The sequence below is a fragment of the Streptomyces sp. NPDC088817 genome (assembly GCF_044750345.1).
In the GTDB taxonomy this organism is placed as follows: Bacteria; Actinomycetota; Actinomycetes; order Streptomycetales; family Streptomycetaceae; genus Streptomyces.
The window spans coordinates 193,197-213,264 of the sequence record NZ_JBIVJN010000012.1 but is presented as its reverse complement, the minus strand read 5'-3'; the positions used below and the strand labels follow the sequence as shown (position 1 = coordinate 213,264).

Genomic DNA, 20,068 nt, shown 5'->3' with positions numbered 1-20,068 from the left:
GGAGACCCACCCCGTCATGGCGTATGACCAAATTCAGCCTGCTGCCTTCATCCCGACGCGGGGAAGCGATCCATTCCTCGTGCCCCAATACGGACTAGCCTTCCCCCGAGCCTGGCGGGCTCCTCTCAAGGACCACTGGCAGCATGGCAAGCCCGAGCGGCGTGACCGCAGCAAGGTGTCGGTGCCCATCAAGCGGCTCAACCAGGTGATCGCCGCCGTTGCCCCCGACTTGGTGTCCGTGGCCAAGAAGGCACCACTCGACGATGGCCGGCCCTGGCTGTACGCGAACGCCCCCTATCCCAAGGCGGTGATGAGCACCTTCATCCATGCCTGGCTGCGCGATCTACAGCCGGGACCGGAGGGACATGCGAAGGTCAAGGAAACCGCCTCCTTGCTGAACATCGACAGCCTGGAGTGGGACCTCCTCGGCGTGGACATGCTGGAGCAGACGGTTAGCGATGGTGGCACCGCCGTGCCTGCGGATCACCTGTGGCGGCTTCTTCCCGAGATCCTCGCCGCCCGCATCGCTCGACAGGAGCCAGCCTACGAGCACTTCGGCGAACGGCTCACATTCCGGCAGGTCGCGATGGATGCGGGAGCCCCTGGGGCGGAACTCGTCTCCTGGCCTCCGCTGGAGCACTCCAATGGCCGTGGTGCGAAATCCCAGGTGTGGAACTACTCCGCGTACATCCGAGTTTGTCTCCGTACCGTTCCCTTCGACTCGACTCCCCGCATCCACCTATCCACGGGTGTACGCCGGTGGGTACGCGGCCCCGTTTGGTTGCCGCAGCGGGGAAGCGCCTCCGTCTACCTGCTGGCGGACCAGAGCCTTGTGCCTGACGGGCCCGACCCGGAACGGTTCGCGGTTGGTGGACTGCGCTGGGTACCTCAGACCGGGGGGTACGCCTGGGTTCAGGGAGGGCCAGAAGGGATGCTGAACCAGATCTCCGCCTTCCCCCGCTTCCCCTCACCGGACCTCATGGCCAAGGAGCCGGAGACTTGGCTCGCTGGCCGGGACGGCGTCACTGCAGCTGTGGTGCACCACACGATGATGGGACGACACGGAGTGCAGGCCGGAATCGCACCACAAGAACGGCGGCGGCTGACGGAGTGGGCTGCGGCATCGCTGTCCCCAGAGTTCACATGCGTCGGCACATCCCGACGCAGCGGGATCCGGCGCCAGACTCCGCACAACGTGCTGGAGGCCGCCGTATCCGTGCCGAAGAAAGCCACCGAAGAGGAAAAAACGAGGATCAACCGGGAGAACGCCGAGCGACGGGCACGCAACGCCGCCCGTCGGCGGCCCCTGCTCGCGCGCGCCGTTGGCCCCGCAGGTCTCACTGCCGTACTGCTGCACCAGACCGACACCATGCGCGATCACCTGGTCGCCGCAGCCGAGGAGAGCCTCGGGCTTGCGCAATACCGCACGACCAGTGGCCCCGAGCTGTGGCAGTGGGACCATCCCGACCTGACCGTGCGTCTCCACGTCAGGCAAGCCGGGGAACTCGTCGGCCCATTGGGTGAGGGCAGCGCCATACGCCGAGGCGAGGAGTGGGACGCCGCCATGGATGCGCGACGACGGGCGGTGCGCGACGAACTGCGCGTGTGGACGGCAGAGCTGGGCACGTGCCCCCAGCTGGCGTTCGTCGAGCTGGAAGGCAAGGACGGTTTCCGACGCCGCACCAGCGACCCCAAGGCAGCGCTGCGCGTGGGACTTGCTGACGCTGGCCTGGTCAGCCAGTTCCTGGACCTCCCGGACCCGGTCGCCACCAAGCCAGAGGCTGTTTCGGACCCGCACAGGGCCAAGGCTGCCTGGAATGACGGTCTGCGACAGCTCGGCATGCGGTGCCTGCCCGAGCATTCACTCGGTGCGGCCATCCCCGAGGACCTGAACCAGCTCGCCTTCTGGCTCGTCAAGCGCAACGTCAGCCGCGACAACAAATATCCGCAGTTCACCCCGATCGCCGTACTCATCCGTCCCGGCCAAGACTGTGTGCTTGGCCGCACGGCGGACACATCGGACTGGGTGCCGTACCCCGAGCTGTTGCGCAGTCTCACAGGAAGGATCCGCAGCAAAGACCTCAGGACGAGGAAGCAGCAGGAGGACGCAACCGCCCTGTTCGTCAAGCAGACGCTGTATAAGTTGCGCGGCGAGCCGACCCTCGTCCTTACCCACGCCCAGAACACCCGCCAGCGCTGGCCGTGGCTGACCAACCCGGGGCTGGCCGTCGACCGTGTGAGCCTGGGAGCTGGACCACTTCAGCGGCTCGCCGCGCACGGCCGCCGCCTGCGGCTCGTTCGTGTCGCGAGCAACGACCGGGAGGAAACACCGCAGTGGTGGGCACCCGACGGGGACGAGGGCGCCGGCGTGGCCAAGGGGCTGTGGGTGCCCGATGACGCGCGGCAGGGCAATCGCGTCTTCCAGAGCACCTCGGACAAGGCAAGCCAGCACGGACACCCCCGTGACATGAGCAAATTCACCGAGCACCGCAACGCAGCTGGACGGTCCCTACGCATGCCAGGCACGTCGGCATGGAACCCCGAGATCCTCGAGCTCTGTATGGCAGCACTTCAACCGGGTGACGATGCGGAACAGTGGGCCATGTACGTCCACCAGCAGCGTTTCCCGGACGACTACGACAACGCGCTGCAGCTTCCACTCGCCCTGCACCTCGCTCGGCTCGCCGCGAAGTATGCCGAACCCATGGAAGACACGGAGCGGGCCGAGCCGGGGACGGCCTCGATCGGGGCTACGCCCGAGCAGGGAGACGAGTATGAGTTGGAGGGCGAGGCGTAGGCAGTGCCTGCCGATCAACTCGTCCGCGACCTCGGATACGGGTTGCCGCCACGGCCGGAGCCCTGACCACACGGTATGGGCGCCCGGTCTTGTCATCCCTGCGGGGTGGGGGTGGCAAGGCCTATGGCTGACCTACGGAGCGTTTCCCACTTGGATGGCTCGCGGCGGCTGGCGCGACACGCCGGGTGTCCGAACCCTGCCGAGGAACAAGAGTGATTGTCCTGCCTGATGATGTCGACGTCCCTGACCGTGACACGGTCCTCGGGCAGGCGATTCCCTTCGACCGAGCCCGCTGGGCATCGCTGCTTCCGGCTTCCACTTGGTAGCCGACCGCGCTCGACGAGTGCCCGCATGCGGGCCGCTGGCCTCGGGTGGCCGGCGGACCGTGTTCGGCATCGCCGGCCAGGCCGACACAGTCGAAGGCCGCCGCCACCTACTTGTCGCCGCCTTGGTCTGGGGGACCGGCACCAAGGCGCGGTCGGTGAAGCGGCGCGCACACATCTTCGTGCGCTCCTCGCCCGCAGACATCGACGCCCGACTCGGCGAGGCACTCGACGTGCTCCGGGAACGAGGCGCCGCCGACGCGTACCGTGCATTAAACAGTGAGCAGCACATCCCGTACCTGGGGCCGGCGTTCTTCACCAAGGTGCTCTACTTCGCTGGCCACGGCGACGGCGCGGCGCCCCAACTCCCAGTCATTCTTGACAGCGTCGTCTCACGGGCTCTTGTGGCCACCGGTGCTGCGGACGCCAGTTGGCCGGGGAACGGCTGGACCACGGCCCAATACCGGCTGTACATGGACGGGGTGAATGAGTGCGCGCGAGCGCGAGGCGCCCTCCCCGATCAAGTCGAGGCAGCTCTGGTCTCCCACGGTAAGAAGCTGGCCTGATCGCGAGACACTGGCGCCGAACACGCTGGCGTAGGGCTGTGTCGCATACCCAGGAGACGTGCACTTCTGCAGGTCGAACTTCTGCTGGGGGAGGGCGCCGAGCTTCGCCAACTCGTCAGCTCTCGACACCAGCCGATCGGCTATCCGTGATGCCCTCTACCAGCGCCCGCATCGCCCGCCGCGAGAAGCTCAGCGGCGGACGACCAACATCCTTGGAGTCCCGTACGGCGACGAGGGTACCCAGTTCTGCGATCTCCACGCAGTCGTTGGCACCCCCGCTGTACGAGCTCTTCCGCCACTGCACGTGCGTGAGATTGACGTCGTGTTGGGCGGCCATGCTGGGCGTGCTCACTCTTCGAGCTCCTTGCTGATGCGGGCGATGCGGGTGCGGGTCTCCGACGGGTCGAGGGCGGTGTCCCTCAACTGGTCAAAGGTATCGGTGTAGTTGTCAACGTCGTCCGGGGATTCCAGGTACACGGAGTTCTTGGGGTTCTCCAGCCATACCAGGTTCGGTGTGGGGTCGGGGAAGGTCAGGATGACGAACGGGCCGTACAGCCCGGGATGTGCGCCGAGTGAGAACGGCAGGAGCTGCACGGTGACGTTCGGCTGCTCGCTCGCTTCCACCAGTTTTCGCATCTGGTCGCGCATCACGTTGACGGAGCCGACGGTCCTGCGCAGCACGGCTTCGTCGAGGATCGCCCAGAGCCTTGCGGGGACTTCGCCGCCCAGGCGGCTGCTCTGCCGCTCCATCCGGACCCTAACCAGGGACTCGATCTGGGGCGGGGGCAGGTCCTTCCTCATCCGGGAGATCACGGCACGTGCGTAGTCCTCGGTCTGGAGCAGTCCCGGCACGAGCATCGGCTGATAGCTGGCGAGGTGTGTCGCGCCGGCCTCCAGCGCGAGGTAGCCGTCGTAGCGGGTCGGGGTGAGCACCGTCGAGTACTTCCGCCACCAGGGCTTCTGCTGCTCCTTGTCCGCCCGCACGAGGTCGAGGACGTCGGCGCGCCGGTCTTCGTCCTCGATGCCGTACAGGTCCAGCAGGGCTCGGACGAGGACCGGTGTCGTACCGCGTTCGCCGTTCTCGATCCGGCTCAGTGACCCCTGGTTGACCTCCAGTTGGTCGGCGACCTCGGTGAGGGTGAGGCCGGTCGCGTCGCGCAGTTCTTTCAAGCGTGCCGCGAGCTGTCGCCGGTACACGGACTGCGGGACCAGGCTTCTCTTCAAGGCCATGTCGGAAGTCTCTCCGTACCGACGACGCCTCTACAACCCGAACGGGTCAACTTCACCAGACATATTGCCTAGTTGGTAGCTGTCTCGGCATGCTGTCAGAAGTCACGGCGCGTGTTCGTACGGGGCTTGCGCCGCACCCGACCGATGGGCGATGCGCCACCACCGCACCACTTGCGCGCGCTTCCGTATCGGTCCCGCACGCCGCACCGGGAGGGTGGGCCATGCCACGGACGACGCTGTTCCGGCAGCTGCTCCAGCAACGGCACCTGACGACGCACGAGGCTTTCGCCGCTCAGTACGAGCGGGCCGCTGTCCGGCTGGCGGAACTCGACCGTGACCCCCGCCTGGCGTCCCTTCAGGTATCTTCGCGTCAGTTCGACCGGTGGTACGGCGGGGAGTTACTGACTCTGCCCCGCCCTGACGCCTGCCGAGTGCTGGAGCACATGCTGGGCAGACCCGTGTCCGAGCTGTTCTTCACGGCGTACGACAGCGACGCGGCGGCGGCCGACGGGGACTCCGCGCAGGACCCCGTGGAGGAGCCGCGCGCACATCGTCGCGCGCCGAGCCTTCCTCCGCCCCGCGAGGACGACGAGAACCCACTCCACATCGTCGCCCGGTCTCGGCAGCTGCTGGCCAGCAACGCCGACGACGCCACGCTCGCCTTCCTCGGCTCATCCCTGGAGGACATCGCCGGCCGGTACGAACAGGACGGGCCGTACGTCCTGCGCCCCCAAGCCCGCCAGGTGCGGCGGCTCACCCACACCCTGCTCGCCGGCCGCCAGCCCCCACGCGCGCGCCGCGAGCTCTTCCGCATCGCCGCCCGCGCCTCCGGCCTGCTCGGCTACATGGCGGTGAACATGGGCGACTTCGCCCTCTCGGAGGCGTACAGCACCGAAGCCCGGGACCTGAGCCGTGAGATCGGCGACCTGGACACCGACCTCTGGGCGTGCGGCACCCTCTCCTTCAGCCTCTACTACGCTGGCCGGTACGCCGAGGCGGACGCCTGCGCCGCCGCAGCCGTCGAGCGGGCCCCGCGCCACGCCCAGTCCATCCGCCTGCTCGCCAACGGCCGGGCCCGGGCCCTCGGCAAGACCGGCGACCGGCGTGGGGTCGCGCAGGCCATCGGACAGGCGCTCCGGCTCTCCGACCTCCACGAGGTGCCGGTCGGGCTGACCTCCTGCATCTCCTTCGAGCCGTACGGCCGGGCCCGGACGCTGGCCAACGCCGTCACGTCCCACGTGGCGCTGCACAACGCGGCGCAGGTGCTGCGCGACGCCGAGCACATCGACGACCTCGTGGAGCACTCGACCTCCTCCTGGAGCCGCGCGCTCGTCCGGCTCGACGTCGCCACCGCGCTGTTGCAGCAGCGCACACCCGACGTCGACCACGCGATGGCGCTGGGCGGTGAGGCCCTGCGGCTGTGCGGAGACACCCCGATCAGCTCCGTCTACCAACGCTCCCGAGGCCTGCGTGAGCAGGCCGGGCCATGGCGTGATCACCCGGCCGTGCGCGATTATGGCGAGGAGTTCCGGACCTGGAGCTCGCAGCCAGCGGCCCTGGCCATCGCGTCGTCCGCGTCGTAGGCGCCGTCGGTGTCGTCGTACGCTGGGGCAGTGTGAAGCCGAAGGAGTACGACGGGTGCCCCTGCTCAGCGCCGACCCCGCCGCGTTCCCCGCCGAGCCCCCCGCCGACACGCACGACCCGGCGGTCACCGCGGCCCACGACTGGGCGGCGTTCAGCGCACTCGACGAGATGACCGACCACTGGGCACGCCCCGGCTGGTCGGACGGCAGCCGGGCGTACTACTGGATGCTGGCCTTCCCGCGCCATCAACAGCTCGCGGCCCTCGCCGGGCACTGCCAGGAGGAGCTGGATCCCCTCGGCCTCGACCCGGTACCGACGGACGCCCTGCACATCACCCTCGCCCGAGTGGGATCACCGGACGCCGTCACCCCCTGCCAACTGGACAACCTGGCGCGGGACGCCGAGGCGCTGCTGCCCTCCGCGTTCGCCGTACGCGCCATGCCGCTGGCCGGATCCCGAGGCGCCGTCCGCCTGTCCCTCGGCCCCTGGGAACCCCTGCTCTGGCTGCACCATGCGCTGGCCAAGGCGGGCAGCGGCGCCGGTCTGGCCCCGAAGAAGCCGACGTCCGCCTTCCGACCGCACCTCAGCCTGGCGTACAACAACCGCCGTCGCCCTGCCGCCCCCGTCATAGAGGCGGTCTCAGGGCTCCGCGCTCTCCCAGCCGTCGAACTCTCCGTGTCCACAGTCCAGTTGGTCGAGCTCCGCCGCGAGGGGCGCACGTACCGCTGGAATGTACGAAAGGACATCCCGCTCGGCTAGCCCGTCGGCGTCCAAGGCGAGAACCGCGATCACTTCCTTGCCGATCGCGGTGGGGCGGGCCGACCACCCGTAGGCCAGGTCCTCGACGAGCAGTAACCCGAGACCGCTGTCCGGCAGGTCGTCCAGCGACATCTCCGCGGACCGTGCCCGGACTCTGGACACATCTCGTCCGGCGTCATGGACGCGCAGCACCGCCACGTTCCAGTAGATCTCCACACACAGGCAGTCGGGACCGCTGGCCGTGTGTCTGACCGCGTTTCCCACCAGTTCCGAGACGACGAGAACGGCGTCGTCGATCCGCTCGGGACGGGCGTAGCCCTTGAGGGCTTCCTGCACATGTCTGCGTGCGAGACCGGACGGCTCCGCGCAGTCCGCCAGCTTGACCCAATGACGCCTTACTGGTGTCCGCCTGCTGAGGCGCTCTTCGTCCACCGCGTCCATCGCCGCTTCTCGTTTCCGCTAGGCACTGGACGATCCAGCCTCGCCACGCGTGAGGCGCAGCGGTACGCCGCGCCTTCGCCTCCTCGCTCGCCGCCGGACGGCGGACGAACGGCGTGCTGACGGCGTACCGCCGCCGACCGCCCCCGGTGAGGCTCTTCGTCGAGGCGCCGGCCCTTGGCGCCGGGCAGCACGACGAAACGTTCGGATCCTTCCGACGCGAGAGGAAGCGCCATGACCACGACCACGCTCAGCCCGGTCACGACGGCCACGACCGAGGAGTCCGCCGCGACGGACGTCCCCCATGTGGTCACCGACCCGTTCGACATCGACCTGACCGTCATCACGGAGATCGACACCGACCTGCTTCCCAAGGCGTGCGACACCGGTGACGGCTGCAAGCCGTCCTGCGCCTCGTCCTGCGCGAGCGCCGTCTGACAGCGGCTCGTGGGCGGGGCCGGGAGCCCTTTCACTCCCGGCCCCGCCGCCCGGTCCCAGCACTGATGGCGGAGGTAGTGGAAATGGGAAGTGGAAGCGACGGAAAGCTCTACCAGCACACGGGCGCGGCACTGCTCCGGGCCGCCGCGACGCCGCTGACGGGCCTGCCGGGATGGTGGCCCGATCCATCCGACACGGACGCGTGCGGCAGGTGGCTGAAACAGGTGTGGTCCGACGCGAGGTTCGCCGACGCCGTTCGGCAGGCGAGCGGCGATCTCGCCGCGCGGGTCGACGCGATCTGTGCCGGGCAGCCGGCACGTCCCAAGCAGGTCCGGCGCGCCGCCATGGCCACCGTCCGCTACCTGCTGCGAGCCACCGGGCGACCCACCCCGTTCGGCCTCTTCGCCGGGGTGGCGCCGGTCAGCGTGGGTTCCCCGCCGTACGCGAGATGGGGAGACATACACCGGGCCATGGCGCGGGTGGACACCCAGTGGCTGGACGACGTCGTCGTCCGCCTGGAGGCGTGCCCCGACCTGCTGGAACGCCTGGACGTGGTACTGAACAACCTGGCGGGACGCCGCGGAGGACGCCTGCACGTCCCGCACGGCGGACCGATGGGGGCCACCGTCCGGCGCACCAGCGCGGTCCACCTGATCGCGACCCTCGCGCGCGAGCCGGTCCGCTTCGCCACCCTCGCGGAGCAGTTGGCCGCGTCCTTTCCCCGAACCGAGCCGCGGAACATCGGCACACTGCTCGGCGCGCTCGTGCGCGAGAAGTTCCTGATCACCAGCCTGCGCCCGCCGATGACCGACACCGATCCGCTGTCCCACCTGATCGAGCGGCTGCACGTCGCGGACGCCGGTACGGTGCCGGAGGCCGCGAAGGTTCTGGACGAACTGGAAGCGGCGCAGCGTGCCGTGCACGATCACAACCGGCTTCCCGCCACCCACCAAGGGCAGCAACGGGAGGCGCTGACAGCCCACTTGCGCCAGCTCTCCGGCGCGGGCCGAAACCCGCTGGCCATCGACCTGCGGCTGGACGCTGAGGTACGGATACCCGAGAGCGTCGCGCTCGAGATGGAGCGGGCCGCCGATGTGCTGCTGAGGCTGACGCGCCGACCGGCAGGCCAGGGTGTGTGGAAGGAGTACCAGGTCGCCTTCTGGGAGCGGTACGGCACCGGCACGCTGGTGCCGGTCAAGGAGGTAGTCGACCCGGCCTCCGGGCTCGGCTACCCGGCCGAGTACCCCGGCAGCCGAAGGACCGCGCCGCCACCGGTGGTCTCCGAGCGCGACGAGCGGCTGCTGGCCCTGGCCTGGCAGGCACTGGCCGACGGCGGCAGGGAGATCGTCCTCACCGACGACCTGGTCGAGCGTCTGGCCGACGAGACGATGGCCGCGCAGGAGGCACCGCCCCACGTGGAGATGTGCGCGCGCCTGCACGCCCACAGCCTGCCCGCGCTGGAACGCGGGGACTTCACGCTCACCGTGACACCGGCCCGCGCGGCGGGAACGCTCACCTCCCGGTTCTCACCGGTCGCCACCGGCTCTGGCCTCGACGAGATCTACCGCCAGGTCCCCGCGAGCGTCGAGAACGCGCTGACCGCCCAGCTCTCCTTTCCGCCGCTGTACCCGCACACCGAGAACGTCGCTCGCGTCCCCGCCTATCTCCCGCACGTGATCCCGCTGGGCGAGCACCGCGGCCCCGCCGACACCGGGCCGACGCTCATCGACGTCGACGACCTCGCGGTCACGGCCACGCACACCCGCCTGTACCTGGTCAGCATCTCCCGCCGCCGCGTGGTGGACCCGCAGGTCTTCCACGCCATGGCCTTGGACAAGCAACCCCCGCCCCTGGCCCGGTTCCTGGCGCACCTGACCCGCGCCTTCGGCCCCGCCTGGACCGGCTTCGACTGGGGACCGCACGGCGCGCGGCTGCCGTTCCTGCCCCGCGTCCGCCACGGGCGCGTGATCCTCTCGCCCAGCCGCTGGAACCTGACCGCAGACGCTCTGCCAGGTCGTGGAGCGGAGACGCGCGAGTGGGCGGACGCCCTCGGCCGGTGGCGGAAGCGGTGGCACTGCCACGGTGCCGTCGAGCTACGAGAGGACGACCGGACGCGGCGGCTGCGGCTCGACGTGCCGGCCCACGTCGCCGTCCTGCGCGCCCACCTCGCCCGGGAAGGCCAGGCCGTACTCACCGAGGCGCCACCCGAGGAGAGCTACGGCTGGATCGACGGCCACGTCCACGAGATCGCCCTGCCGATGACCAGCACGCGCCCGCCGGCCCCTGACCCGCTCTCCGGCCCCCTCCCCGTGCTCACCAACAACACCCTCGGACCCGTACCGGGATCGGTGTGGGCACCCTGGCTGAACGCCAAGATCTACACCCACCCCGACCAGTTCGAGGAGCTGATCGGCACCCACCTCGCGCAGCTCACGGCCCAGCTCCCCGACGAACCCGAGTGGTGGTTCGTCCGATACCGCAGCCCGCACGACCTCGACCATCTGCGCCTGCGCATCCGCACCCGCAGCCCCGGGCAGTACGCGGCCTACACCGAGCTCGTCGCCCGATGGGCCGCGGCGCTGCGCCGCGAGGGGCTCAGCAGTCGACTCGTGTTCGACACCTACACCCCGGAGGTCGGCCGCTACGGGCCCGGTGCCGCCCTGCGCGGTGCCGAGGCGGTGTTCACGGCCGACTCCGCCTACGCCCTCGCCGCACTGCGGGGCCTACGAGCCGACGGCGTCGACGACGTCGACGGTCGCGCGCTGGCCGCGGTCGGCATGGTGGACATCGCCCGCGGCCTGCTCGGCCCCGACGAGGGTATGCGATGGCTGGCGCGCCGCCCGGCACCTGGGGCCCGCGGCGAACGAGGCGTCAGAGACCAGACCATTGACCTCGTTCGCCATGCCACGCCCCGGCCCCGTGGCTGGAGCGAAGCGCTGGCCGGCGCCTGGCACCGCCGCGCCGCGGCCCTGGCGCTGTATCGCGAGCACCTCGCCGAGGGCATAGACCGCGACTCCGTCCTGGAGTCCCTGCTTCACATGCACCACAACCGCCTGCGAGGCCTGGACCGTGAGGACGAGGGGATCTGCCGCCGCCTGGCCCGTCAGTCCGCCGTCGCGTGGGCTGCCTGGCCAAGGGAAAGCCGCCCATGAGCCACGACACGCCGCCCACACCCACGAGACCCGGCTGGGGCCAGTCGCTGTACTCCGGCGCGGCGGGAGCCGCTCTGCTACATGCCGTCAGGACCCGCACCGGAGAAGACGACAGGGACGCGCTCCGGCCGTGGGCTGCCGCCATGGTCAAGGGCCCGATCCAGGCCGCTCCCGAAGCATGCGGCCTGTACGAGGGCGCCCCGGCCGTCGCGTACGTCCTCAGTTTCACGCACACCGACACCGCCAACCGCGCCCTGGCGACCCTGGACACACACCTTGCCGACGTCACACGCCACCGCCTCTGGCGGGCACACGCGCGCATCGACCGCGGCGCGCTGCCCAACCTGGGCGAGTACGACCTCATCAGCGGACTGACCGGGCTGGGCGTGTACCACCTGCACCGCGGCCACCGGACGGAGCTGCAGGGCACCCTCGCCTACCTGGTGCGGCTGACCGAGCCGATCAGCGTCGAGGCTCAGCTCCTCCCTGGCTGGTGGACAGGCGACAGCCCCGATCTGCGCCCGTCGCCGCGATGGCCCGGCGGACACCTGAACTTCGGTCTTGCCCACGGCATCAGCGGACCGCTCGCGCTGCTGGCCACGGCCATGCGCCATGGCCACACCGTGCCCGGACAGCGGCAGGCCATCATCCGGATCTGCGAACGGTTTGATCGGTGGCGCGACGGCACCGGCACGCGCGCCTGGTGGCCGGACCTGATCACCCGAGTCGAACACCGGCGCGGCGTTCTCCAGCACCAAGGCCCCGGACGCCCGTCCTGGTGCTACGGCACGCCCGGCATCGCCCGCGCCCAACAACTCGCAGGTATCGCCCTCGGCGACCGCGACCGGCAACGCCAGGCCGAACAGGCCCTGGTCGGATGCCTGGCGGACGACCAGCAGCTCGCCCTGCTCACCGACGCGTCCCTCTGCCACGGCTGGGCGGGGCTCATACAGACCGCCTCCCGTGCCGCCGCCGACGCCGTCGACGACGAACTCGCGGGACACCTGCCTCGTCTGCGGACCCGGCTCGACGAGCACTTGAACCACAGCGGACTACCGGCCGGCGTCGGCCTCATGGACGGCGCCTCGGGCATGCATCTGGTCCGCCTCAGCGACCCCGTCAACACGGCGACCACCGCCCCGTGGGACCGCTGCCTGCTCGTGGCGGGATGACGCCGCGGACCGCACCCCGAACCACAGCGAATGAGTACGATCTGCCCCTGCCGTACGCACGGCCGGGCACCTTCCGGAAGGACGCGATGAACAACACCACCGGTGCCTCCCCCGAGGACCTGCGCAACCGCCTGGTCGACGCCATCCTGAAGCAGGAGGTCTCCGGCCTCCGCGACGCACGCGTCGAAACCGCCATGCGGGTCGTACCCCGCCACGCCTTCCTCCCCGACGCGACCGTCGAGGAGGCGTACGCCAACAAGAGCGTGACCATCAAGGCGAACCCGGACGAGGACGCACTTCCGCTGAGCTGCGCCTCCCAGCCCGACGTCGTGCACTTCATGCTGGTCCAGCTCGCGGTCCGCGAAGGCGACAACGTCTTCGAGATCGGCGCCGGCACCGGTTACAACGCCGCCCTGCTCAAGTACCTCACCGGAACGTCCGGAGAGGTCACCACGTGCGACATCGCCCCCGACGTGACCGCCTACGCCCGCCGGATGCTGGACGCGAACGGATACAGCGACGTTCGGGTGGTCACGAGGGACGGCGCCCTGGGCGCCCCGGAGTTCGGTCCCTACGACCGGATGATCGCGGCGGTCGGAATGTGGGACCTCCCCGGCGCCTGGTGGGACCAGCTCGCCGTCGGCGGACGCCTCGTGGTCCCGCTGCGATGGCGCGGGCTGTCCAGGTCCGTGGCGTTCCGACGGGAGAAGGACCTGATGCGGTCCGACTCCGTGAAGATGTGCGGCTTCCTCCCGGTGATCGGCCAGGACGGAGAGCGCGACGACTACATCGACGACAACCGGCTCGTCAGGCTCTACTGGGACGAGGACCAGCCCGTCGCCCCCGACCTCCTGCGCGACGTCCTCACCCGTCCGAAGTCGGTTGTCTGGACAGAGGCGACGGTCGGCTCCGTCGAGTCCTTCGACGGCGTCTGGCTGCGCCTGAGCGCCGCTGAGCGAGCGACCTGCCGCATCACTGCGAAGGCCGCGGCGATGGAAGCCGGCCTCCACCGCCCCGCCTCACCTGCCCTGAGCCCCGCCCTCGTCGAGGGGGACTCCATCGCCTACCTCACTCTGGAGCGGGCCGCCGAAGACCAGGGCGCCGAACCCCGGTTCAGGCTGGGAGCCGTCGGCTACGGCCCCGCCGGTGCCGAGCTCGCCGAGCGGATCTGCGCACAGATCCGTGCCTGGAGCCCGGCAAGGACCGTCGACCCCGTGATCACCGCCTACCCCGCGGACACGCCGGACAGCGACCTCGTCGACGGAGCCGTGATCGACCGGCCCTCCGCGCGGCTCGTCATCACCTACTGACATCCCTGCTGATTCCGATGCGAGCGGGCGTGGCTGTCGGCAGGTGCGGCCGCGCCCACCGAAGCGAGAGCAGAGCCGTCGTGGAGGGCGGCGATCAGCCCTGGGCGAGGTTCGCCTCGCAGGTGCTGCACCGCCGCACAGCCGTCCGTTTCGGATTGCCCGCGGTGGCAGTCGCCGGGTAAGTGCTGCTCAACCGCTCCCATAGCCCGTGCGGAGGATTCGGGATCCACCCCCACCGCGGCGGCCGAACGTCGTCCTCGGTCATGTGGTCGCACCAGCCTGGCAGGTGCGCGCACTCCCCGGGAGAGATCAGGATCGTGTCATCCGGATGCGCACGCCACTCCCTCTTCACGGACGTCGACACCGAACGAGAGCCCACCGAAGGTGACGAGCCCGGCGGGCAGTCGCACCCAAGCCCGATGACGACCCGGCTGCCGCACTCCTCGCAGCGCTCTTCTTTCACAGCCGCACTCACCTCACGCGTTGCCGGAGCCGACCCGGTAGACGATCTTTCCGTCTGACTCGGTGAACCCGAGTGCCTCGTAGAAGGCCGGTGCGCCTGGGTTGTCGCGGTCAGCCATCCATTCGACCCGGCTGCAGCCCGGTCGTGCGGCGGCCAGGGCACGGAGTTCGCCCATGAGGCGGGCACCGATGCCCTGGCGGCGCAGGGTGCCGCGGACGTACAGCTCCTTCAGGAACAGGGAGTGGGTGGAGCCGGCGGCCGGCCAGAGGAAGGAGTAGGCGGCGAGTCCGACGATGTCCCCGGTGTCGTCCTCGACCAGCAGCGCGGAGGCCAGCGGCGGCGAGCCGAAGAGGGCCTCCTCGACCTGGACGCGGCGTTCGTCCAGCGGCTGGATGTCGGCGTCGGTCGTGCCGTAGTACCGCTCGATCTCCTCGATCAGCTCGGCCATGGCCGGGACGTCCCGCTTCTCCGCAGGGCGGATCGTCACGCTCATCGGTGCCTCCCTCTCTTCCTCGGTTGCTTCGGTCGCTATCCCACTCGTTCGTACCAACGCGCGACCCCCACGCGGCGGTACGGCACCGGCGCCTACGGTGACGCGGCAGCCCCCGTCTGGGGATTCCAGCCGTACTCCCGCAAAGAGCCCTGGACGTGCCGGATGAGGTACTCCAGGTCCGCGCAGTAGACGGACGGGTTCCGGTAGCCGCGGGCGGCACTGAAGCGGTGGGGGAGGTAGCCGCCGCCGCAGACGTCCACGAGCGGGCAGGCGCGGCACTTCTCAGCCAGCGCGTTCCTGCTGTGCTGTCGGTGCCGCAGCTTCGGATGCGACAGCGCTTCGTCGAACGAGTGGCTGAAGACGTCGAGCCCGAGCCAGGAGGCGCCCTCCTCGACCGACCGCAGGGTGTCCACCGCCTCGACGGAACCGTCGGACTCGATCACGACGCTCGTCGGCGGGGCCAGGCCGAGCGTCTCCACCGAGCCGCGCACGCCGGAGCTGAGGGCCACGATGTCCTCCAGCATCCGGACGCTGTGCCGGTACTCGGGCCGGGCGAGCCACGCGTCGTACACCCTGCTCATCCACAGCCCGTACTCGGGCACGCCAGGGTCGGTGCGGAACGGCGGGTCGTCGTGGGTCGCGTGCGGCAGTCCGAAGTCGATCACGGGCGGTTCGAAGGCCGCCAGGTAGTCGTGGACCTCGGCCGGGTCATTGGACAGGTCCACGACGGCGAGCAGCCCCGCGAACAGATGGGGCCGCGACCGCAGGAGTTCGATGCCTCGCACTGCGGAGGCGGCGCTCGACCGCCCGGCGTGGGTCAACCGGTGCCGGTCGTTCGCACGCGGTGGCCCGTCGAGGCTGACGCCGACCGCGACCTCGTGCCGCTCGAAGAGGTCCAGCCAGGCGCCGGACAGAAGCGTTCCGTTGGTCTGGAGCTCGAAAAGAACCCGGGTCCCGGCCGGCGCACCCTCCCGGACGGCTTCCAGCAGACCGGCCATGTGCCCGACGCCGACGAGCAGCGGCTCCCCGCCGTGCAGTACGACGTGGATGGTCCGAAGGTCGTGCGCGGAGGCGTGCTCACCGATCCGCCGGGCAGCGGCCCGGGCCACGGCGAGGTCCATGCGGGCGGGCAGGCGTCGCGCCGCCTGGTCCTTGGAGTTGAAGACGAAGCAATAGTCGCAGTCGATGTTGCAGCGGTTGGCGACCTTGAGGATGAACGTCCGGAAAGGAACGGGGCCTTCGGCTTCTGTCATCGAGCGGACGTGCTCACAGCGGCCAGGGCCAGATCAGCGAGGCCGCGTGGGACCCGTCGCCGAACCGTCCCGTCATGCCTTCCGCGGTCTCCTCCGCCTCCAGCCGCTGCCGGACACGGGCGGCCACGCGGTCCAGGACGGCGGTGCCGGCCGCCGTCGGCTCCACGGCCGCCGGGCTGACGGCCGTGATGGTGTGCGGCTCAGTGACGGACGTGGGTGACGGCATCCAACGCTCCTCGCGAGGTACGTACCGGAGGCGGCACGGTGAGACGGGGTTGAAGCGACAGACCAGCCGGAACCGTAGCAGCCTCAACAACTCGCCCGGCACAGGGAATTCAGCCACATGGTCGGCGCCAACCGGACCGCTACACCAGCAACTGTTCGATGTCGTCCACGGCCGCGCTCACTCCCAACCGCCGGTACACCGTCACTGCGGCTCGCAACGAGCCCACGCCGTGACCAGGCCCGTCAACCGTCCAGTCACAGCGGCCGATGCCCTCCAATGCCCGCGCCTCCTCCAACGGGCAGCGGATGTCCCGAGCGAGCGTGAGGGCCTGATCGAAGTGCTGGCGGGCGGTCGTCGGGTCACCAGAGTTGAGCAGCAGCATGCCCCAGTGGTTCAGCACCTCCGCCTCCCCGCACCGGTCGCCCAGGCCTCGGAGGATCCGCAGTCCACCCTGGAACGCCTCGACCGCTCCGTCGCTCTCACCGACGATGCTGCGAGCCACGCCCAGCTCGCTCAGCGAGGCGGCCTCACCCCCACGACTGCCGAGCTCGCGGTAGACCTCCAGGGCCTCCTCCAGAAGCCGGATAGCCTCGGTCGCATCCCCGGCCACACGTTCCACGACGCCCAGGTGGCGGATGCTGTTGGCGCGGCCGAACCGGTCGCCAAGCTCGGTGAAGTGCGTCAAGGCCTGGCTGTGTGCCGTCCGCGCTCCCTCGGTGTCTCCGGTCAGCCGCCGGACGACGCCCAACTCGTTGAGCGCGTAGGCCTGGTGCTCACGGTCGTCCAGCTCCAGGTAGATGTCGAACGCTTCCTGGTGATGCCCAGCGGCCACTTCATAAGCACCCATGAGGCAGTGCACGACGCCCAGGTCCCGCAGGGAGTTCGCCTCCCCGTACCGGTCACCGAGCTCTCGGTAGATCGCCAGAGCCTCGCTCTGTGCCGACACCGCGGCGTCGAACCGGCTCATCTGCCGGTGTGTCATGCCGAGATCGGCCAGAGCGTTCGCCTGTCCGAGCCGGTAGTCCAGCTCACGGTAGAGGGAGAGGGCCTCGGCCTGGGCGCGCGCCGCGTCCTCGTTGTCCGCGGTCAGGTACCAGACGATGCCGAGCTGGTTCAGAGCGTCCGCCTTGCCCCGCCGCTCGTCGACCGCTTCGTAGGCCGTCACGGCGTCGTTCAGTGCCTCGATCGCCTGCGGATAGGCCGCCATGAAGCGGCGTACGACACCAAGTTCGGCGAGAGCGTCACCCCGGGCCCTCTGATCGCCGGTGTGGCGGGCGGCCTCGGCGGCGGTCCGGTGCAGCCCGACGGCCTGGTCCCAGGGGCCGGCCTGACGCAGGAAGGGCGCCATGGCCGCGGCGAGCCGGACCACGAGGTCGTACAGGGCGAGACCGTTCGCCTGCCGGACAGAGGCGAGGATGTTGGCCCGCTCGGCCTCCAGCCAGCTCAGGGCGCCCGCCCGCGATTCCATGGCCGGAGTCTCCACCCGCGAGGCGCCGTCCGGCGCCGGAGGCACCGCGGCTCCACTGCGCACGATGTGCCCGTTCGCGACGGCGAGAGCGGCCAGGTAGTAGGTGCACACACGCTGGACGGCCTGTACGTGATCATCCATGCTGTCCCCCTCGACGGCGAGGCCCCGGGCGTAGTCGCGAAGGAGATCGTGCAGTCGGTAGCGGCTCCCCGGCTGCTCGTCGATCAGGTGGTCGTCGTAGAGCGCATCGAGGTGCCGACGGGCCACCAGCACTGGAACCTCACCCAGAGCCGCGCCGACGTGCGCGTCGAGATCGGTGCCCGGGAAGAAGCCGAGCTGTCTGAAGAAGCGCTGCCGCTCCGGCGCGAGATCCCGGTAGGACAGATCGAACGTCGCGGTGACGGCGCGTTCACCGGCCCGCAGCTCTCCCAGCCGGTCCCGTGCCGCCACCAGCCGTCCGCGCAGGTCCTCGGCGGTCCACGACGGATGGTGCCGCAGCCGTGCCGCGAGCAGCGACACCCCCAGCGGCAGACACCCGCACAGTCGCACCAGTTCGTCCGCCACACCCCGGTCGAGGCCATCGGCCGGCCGCCCACTGAGCCGCACGAAGAGGTCGACCGCGTGATCCGGCGGCAGCGCCTCCACCGACATGACCACCTCCTCACTCGCCACCAGTCGCCTGCGGCTGGTCACCAACACCAGGCACCCGTTCCCACCGGGGAGCAGCGGCTCGAGCTGCCGGTAGCTGGCTGCGTTGTCGAGGATCAGCAACGCCTTCTTGTCCGCGAGCCTGCTCCGCCACATGGCGGCCCGGGCCTCCGTGACTGCTCCGACGTCGTCACCGACGGGTATCTGCTGCGTCGGCACGCCGGCGGCTGCGAGAAGTGAGGCGAGCGCCTCACCGGCCTGCACCGGGGTGCGCCCCGGCGTGTACCCGTTGAGGTTCACGAAGAGCTGACCATCGGGAAACCGCTCGGAGAGCAGGTGACCGGCGTGCACGGCGAAAGTGGTCTTCCCGACGCCCGGCATCCCGTCGATCAAATGAACGGGCAGCCCCTCGCCACGCTCCTGCGAGGCCCGTACGGAGCCCATCAGCCGTTCCAGCTCCCCTACACGGTCGGTGAACGCGGCGGTGTCGCGTGGCAACGAACGCAGCACCTGGGCGGCTCCCGGTGGCCCCGCTCCATCCTCCGATCGCCCCGGCGTGGTGGAAGGCCGAGCCTCGGAGAGCCCGGCGAGCAGGGCCGTTAGTCCCGCCATCGTCACGCCAAGCACGACGAACGAGAACCAGGCATGCTCCTGTAACCACCCCAACCAGCCGGGCCACCGCGACTGGTTGGACACGGCGTTCGTGACGAGCCCGACCAGCAGCGTGGTCACGGCGCCGCCTCCGGCGACGCCAGCGATCGCGATGCCGCGACCGAGTCTCATACGGAGGTCCCAGCCGACGGGGGAGTGGTCGACTCCGCTCCGGTGCCGTTGCCGAGACACCGCGCACCGCCAACCGACCTGGTCACGAAGATAACCCCCGAGTCTGAAGCCCCAACTTCTACAACGGAACAGCCCGAATGGACCTTGGTCAAGGGCGCCTCTGCGCCATGAAAGCGTCTTGTGGACCAGACGGAGCTCATCCGTTGCCTCCGCACATGTGAGGACCATTGCCATCTACCCCAGGGCTAGGGTTCGTGTCTTGTCCTGCAAGGGGACACGATGTGGATCGCGTCGGAAGTCCCGCTCCTCCCGGACTGTGACGTTCCCCGCGTTCGTTCAGGTCGGCGGCGATGGAGAGATAGGACTCGCGAGCGATCACGCGCCGCGCGATCTCCCTCAAGATCTCCGATACGGCGGGATCCTCCACGAGCGTTACACCTTTGCCGCCGGGGATGGGCTCCGCCTGGTAGCCGTATGGGGCGAGCCCCCCGCCCCACCGTCCGTTTCTTCGCAAGTAGTCATGCGACCCAGTGACGCGCTCGCGAATCGCCTCTGCCTCCATTTCGGCGAAAGCCGAGACGATGTACGCGATCACCCGCCCGATCGGGGAGCGGATGTCGATCGTCTCAGTGGCGGAGATCAGATTCCTGTCGTACTTTTGGCACCACCGGATCATCTCTGCGAAGTCCGACACCTTGCGGACGAACCTGTCCAGCCGCCAGAACATGAGCGCGTCCCACTGCTCGGGATGATCCAGCCACTTGGAGAGTTCAGGGCGCTCCCAAGGGGACTTCTGAGATGCGGAAACGTCGATATCCTCAGCCCAGCCGACGATCTCCGCTCCCCGTGCCGCAGAGGCGTTTTCGATGCTGGATCGTTGGCGTTCTGGCGAGGTTGTGACGTCTGTCTTGTCCGAGAGGCGGATGACGCCGATGATCCGCTCGTTCATGACGCGGTGGCAAAAT

General features: G+C 69.7%; 16 protein-coding genes. 8 read left to right on the top strand and 8 right to left on the bottom strand.

All coding sequences use genetic code 11. The features are described from left to right. The first annotated feature begins 16 nt into the window (after positions 1-16). Together ACIP4X_RS23010 and ACIP4X_RS23005 are read left to right on the top strand one after the other, a co-directional pair. Positions 17-2,797, top strand: coding sequence for a pPIWI_RE module domain-containing protein (locus ACIP4X_RS23010; RefSeq protein WP_401350296.1), 2,781 nt, complete (start codon positions 17-19; stop codon positions 2,795-2,797). Between the two features lie 385 nt (positions 2,798-3,182). Further along, complete coding sequence (locus tag ACIP4X_RS23005; protein ID WP_401350294.1) at positions 3,183-3,686, top strand: hypothetical protein; 504 nt, start codon at positions 3,183-3,185, stop codon at positions 3,684-3,686. A 115-nt stretch (positions 3,687-3,801) separates the two neighbouring features. Here the strand turns inward: ACIP4X_RS23005 and ACIP4X_RS23000 are convergent, their stop codons facing one another. Beyond that, positions 3,802-4,038, bottom strand: coding sequence for a DUF397 domain-containing protein (locus ACIP4X_RS23000; protein WP_401350292.1), 237 nt, complete (start codon positions 4,036-4,038; stop codon positions 3,802-3,804). Next, the gene (locus ACIP4X_RS22995) at positions 4,035-4,916 is read right to left on the bottom strand and encodes a Scr1 family TA system antitoxin-like transcriptional regulator (protein ID WP_401350289.1); all 882 of its coding nucleotides are present in this window, start codon (positions 4,914-4,916) and stop codon (positions 4,035-4,037) included. The genes ACIP4X_RS23000 and ACIP4X_RS22995 overlap by 4 nt, the downstream gene beginning before the upstream one ends. Positions 4,917-5,137: 221 nt before the next feature. Here ACIP4X_RS22995 and ACIP4X_RS22990 point away from each other — a divergent pair, with 221 nt between their 5' ends. Together ACIP4X_RS22990 and ACIP4X_RS22985 are read left to right on the top strand one after the other, a co-directional pair. Further along, on the top strand, positions 5,138-6,499 hold the full coding sequence (locus ACIP4X_RS22990; protein ID WP_401350286.1) for a hypothetical protein: 1,362 nt from the start codon (positions 5,138-5,140) through the stop codon (positions 6,497-6,499). Positions 6,500-6,554: 55 nt separating this feature from the next. Beyond that, entirely contained in the window at positions 6,555-7,259 is a 705-nt protein-coding gene (locus ACIP4X_RS22985) for a 2'-5' RNA ligase family protein (protein ID WP_401350284.1), read from the top strand. Here the strand turns inward: ACIP4X_RS22985 and ACIP4X_RS22980 are convergent. Then, positions 7,140-7,700 (bottom strand): ATP-binding protein, encoded by a 561-nt coding sequence (locus ACIP4X_RS22980; RefSeq protein ID WP_401350281.1) that lies wholly within the window; start codon positions 7,698-7,700, stop codon positions 7,140-7,142. The two genes, ACIP4X_RS22985 and ACIP4X_RS22980, sit on opposite strands and share 120 nt — an antisense overlap. 231 nt (positions 7,701-7,931) lie before the next feature. On the opposite strand from ACIP4X_RS22980, the gene ACIP4X_RS22975 reads away from it, so the two are divergent. The 4 genes from ACIP4X_RS22975 to fxlM all read left to right on the top strand — a co-directional run bounded on the left by ACIP4X_RS22975 (position 7,932) and on the right by fxlM (position 13,769). Further along, the gene (locus ACIP4X_RS22975; RefSeq protein WP_401350278.1) at positions 7,932-8,135 is read left to right on the top strand and encodes an FxLD family lanthipeptide; all 204 of its coding nucleotides are present in this window, start codon (positions 7,932-7,934) and stop codon (positions 8,133-8,135) included. Positions 8,136-8,218: 83 nt separating this feature from the next. Then, on the top strand, positions 8,219-11,287 hold the full coding sequence (locus ACIP4X_RS22970; RefSeq protein ID WP_401350275.1) for a lantibiotic dehydratase: 3,069 nt from the start codon (positions 8,219-8,221) through the stop codon (positions 11,285-11,287). After that, positions 11,284-12,459, top strand: a complete 1,176-nt coding sequence (locus ACIP4X_RS22965) for a lanthionine synthetase C family protein (RefSeq protein ID WP_401350272.1) — start codon at positions 11,284-11,286, stop codon at positions 12,457-12,459. Before ACIP4X_RS22970 ends, ACIP4X_RS22965 begins: the two co-directional genes overlap by 4 nt. 86 nt (positions 12,460-12,545) lie before the next feature. Continuing rightward, complete coding sequence (fxlM, locus tag ACIP4X_RS22960; protein WP_401350269.1) at positions 12,546-13,769, top strand: methyltransferase, FxLD system; 1,224 nt, start codon at positions 12,546-12,548, stop codon at positions 13,767-13,769. A gap of 476 nt (positions 13,770-14,245) precedes the next feature. On the opposite strand, the gene haaN is transcribed toward fxlM, so the two are convergent. From haaN to ACIP4X_RS22935, 5 genes are all read right to left on the bottom strand, one after another. Further along, a complete protein-coding gene (gene haaN, locus ACIP4X_RS22955) occupies positions 14,246-14,725 on the bottom strand; it encodes a cyclophane-containing RiPP N-acetyltransferase HaaN (RefSeq protein WP_401350267.1) in 480 nt (159 codons plus the stop codon). A 92-nt stretch (positions 14,726-14,817) separates the two neighbouring features. After that, positions 14,818-15,978 (bottom strand): FxsB family cyclophane-forming radical SAM/SPASM peptide maturase, encoded by a 1,161-nt coding sequence (locus tag ACIP4X_RS22950; RefSeq protein ID WP_401350264.1) that lies wholly within the window; start codon positions 15,976-15,978, stop codon positions 14,818-14,820. Between the two features lie 13 nt (positions 15,979-15,991). Next, the gene (gene haaA / locus ACIP4X_RS22945; RefSeq protein ID WP_401350261.1) at positions 15,992-16,204 is read right to left on the bottom strand and encodes a HaaA family cyclophane-containing RiPP peptide; all 213 of its coding nucleotides are present in this window, start codon (positions 16,202-16,204) and stop codon (positions 15,992-15,994) included. A gap of 139 nt (positions 16,205-16,343) precedes the next feature. After that, entirely contained in the window at positions 16,344-19,103 is a 2,760-nt protein-coding gene (haaT, locus tag ACIP4X_RS22940) for a cyclophane-containing RiPP biosynthesis TPR protein HaaT (protein WP_401350258.1), read from the bottom strand. 196 nt (positions 19,104-19,299) lie between these two features. After that, the gene (locus tag ACIP4X_RS22935) at positions 19,300-20,052 is read right to left on the bottom strand and encodes a recombinase family protein (RefSeq protein ID WP_401350257.1); all 753 of its coding nucleotides are present in this window, start codon (positions 20,050-20,052) and stop codon (positions 19,300-19,302) included. Positions 20,053-20,068 lie beyond the last annotated feature (16 nt).

Bases quoted from the DNA above. Each gene is read 5' to 3' on its own strand.
- haaN (WP_401350267.1), bottom strand. From the start codon at position 14,725: ATGAGCGTGACGATCCGCCCTGCGGAGAAGCGGGACGTCCCGGCCATG.
- fxlM (WP_401350269.1), top strand. From the start codon at position 12,546: ATGAACAACACCACCGGTGCCTCCCCCGAGGACCTGCGCAACCGCCTG.
- ACIP4X_RS22980 (WP_401350281.1), bottom strand. From the start codon at position 7,700: ATGGACGCGGTGGACGAAGAGCGCCTCAGCAGGCGGACACCAGTAAGG.
- ACIP4X_RS22935 (WP_401350257.1), bottom strand. From the start codon at position 20,052: ATGAACGAGCGGATCATCGGCGTCATCCGCCTCTCGGACAAGACAGAC.
- ACIP4X_RS22970 (WP_401350275.1), top strand. From the start codon at position 8,219: ATGGGAAGTGGAAGCGACGGAAAGCTCTACCAGCACACGGGCGCGGCA.
- ACIP4X_RS23010 (WP_401350296.1), top strand. From the start codon at position 17: ATGGCGTATGACCAAATTCAGCCTGCTGCCTTCATCCCGACGCGGGGA.
- ACIP4X_RS22975 (WP_401350278.1), top strand. From the start codon at position 7,932: ATGACCACGACCACGCTCAGCCCGGTCACGACGGCCACGACCGAGGAG.
- haaA (WP_401350261.1), bottom strand. From the start codon at position 16,204: ATGCCGTCACCCACGTCCGTCACTGAGCCGCACACCATCACGGCCGTC.
- haaT (WP_401350258.1), bottom strand. From the start codon at position 19,103: ATGAGACTCGGTCGCGGCATCGCGATCGCTGGCGTCGCCGGAGGCGGC.
- ACIP4X_RS22950 (WP_401350264.1), bottom strand. From the start codon at position 15,978: ATGACAGAAGCCGAAGGCCCCGTTCCTTTCCGGACGTTCATCCTCAAG.
- ACIP4X_RS22995 (WP_401350289.1), bottom strand. From the start codon at position 4,916: ATGGCCTTGAAGAGAAGCCTGGTCCCGCAGTCCGTGTACCGGCGACAG.
- ACIP4X_RS22965 (WP_401350272.1), top strand. From the start codon at position 11,284: ATGAGCCACGACACGCCGCCCACACCCACGAGACCCGGCTGGGGCCAG.
- ACIP4X_RS22990 (WP_401350286.1), top strand. From the start codon at position 5,138: ATGCCACGGACGACGCTGTTCCGGCAGCTGCTCCAGCAACGGCACCTG.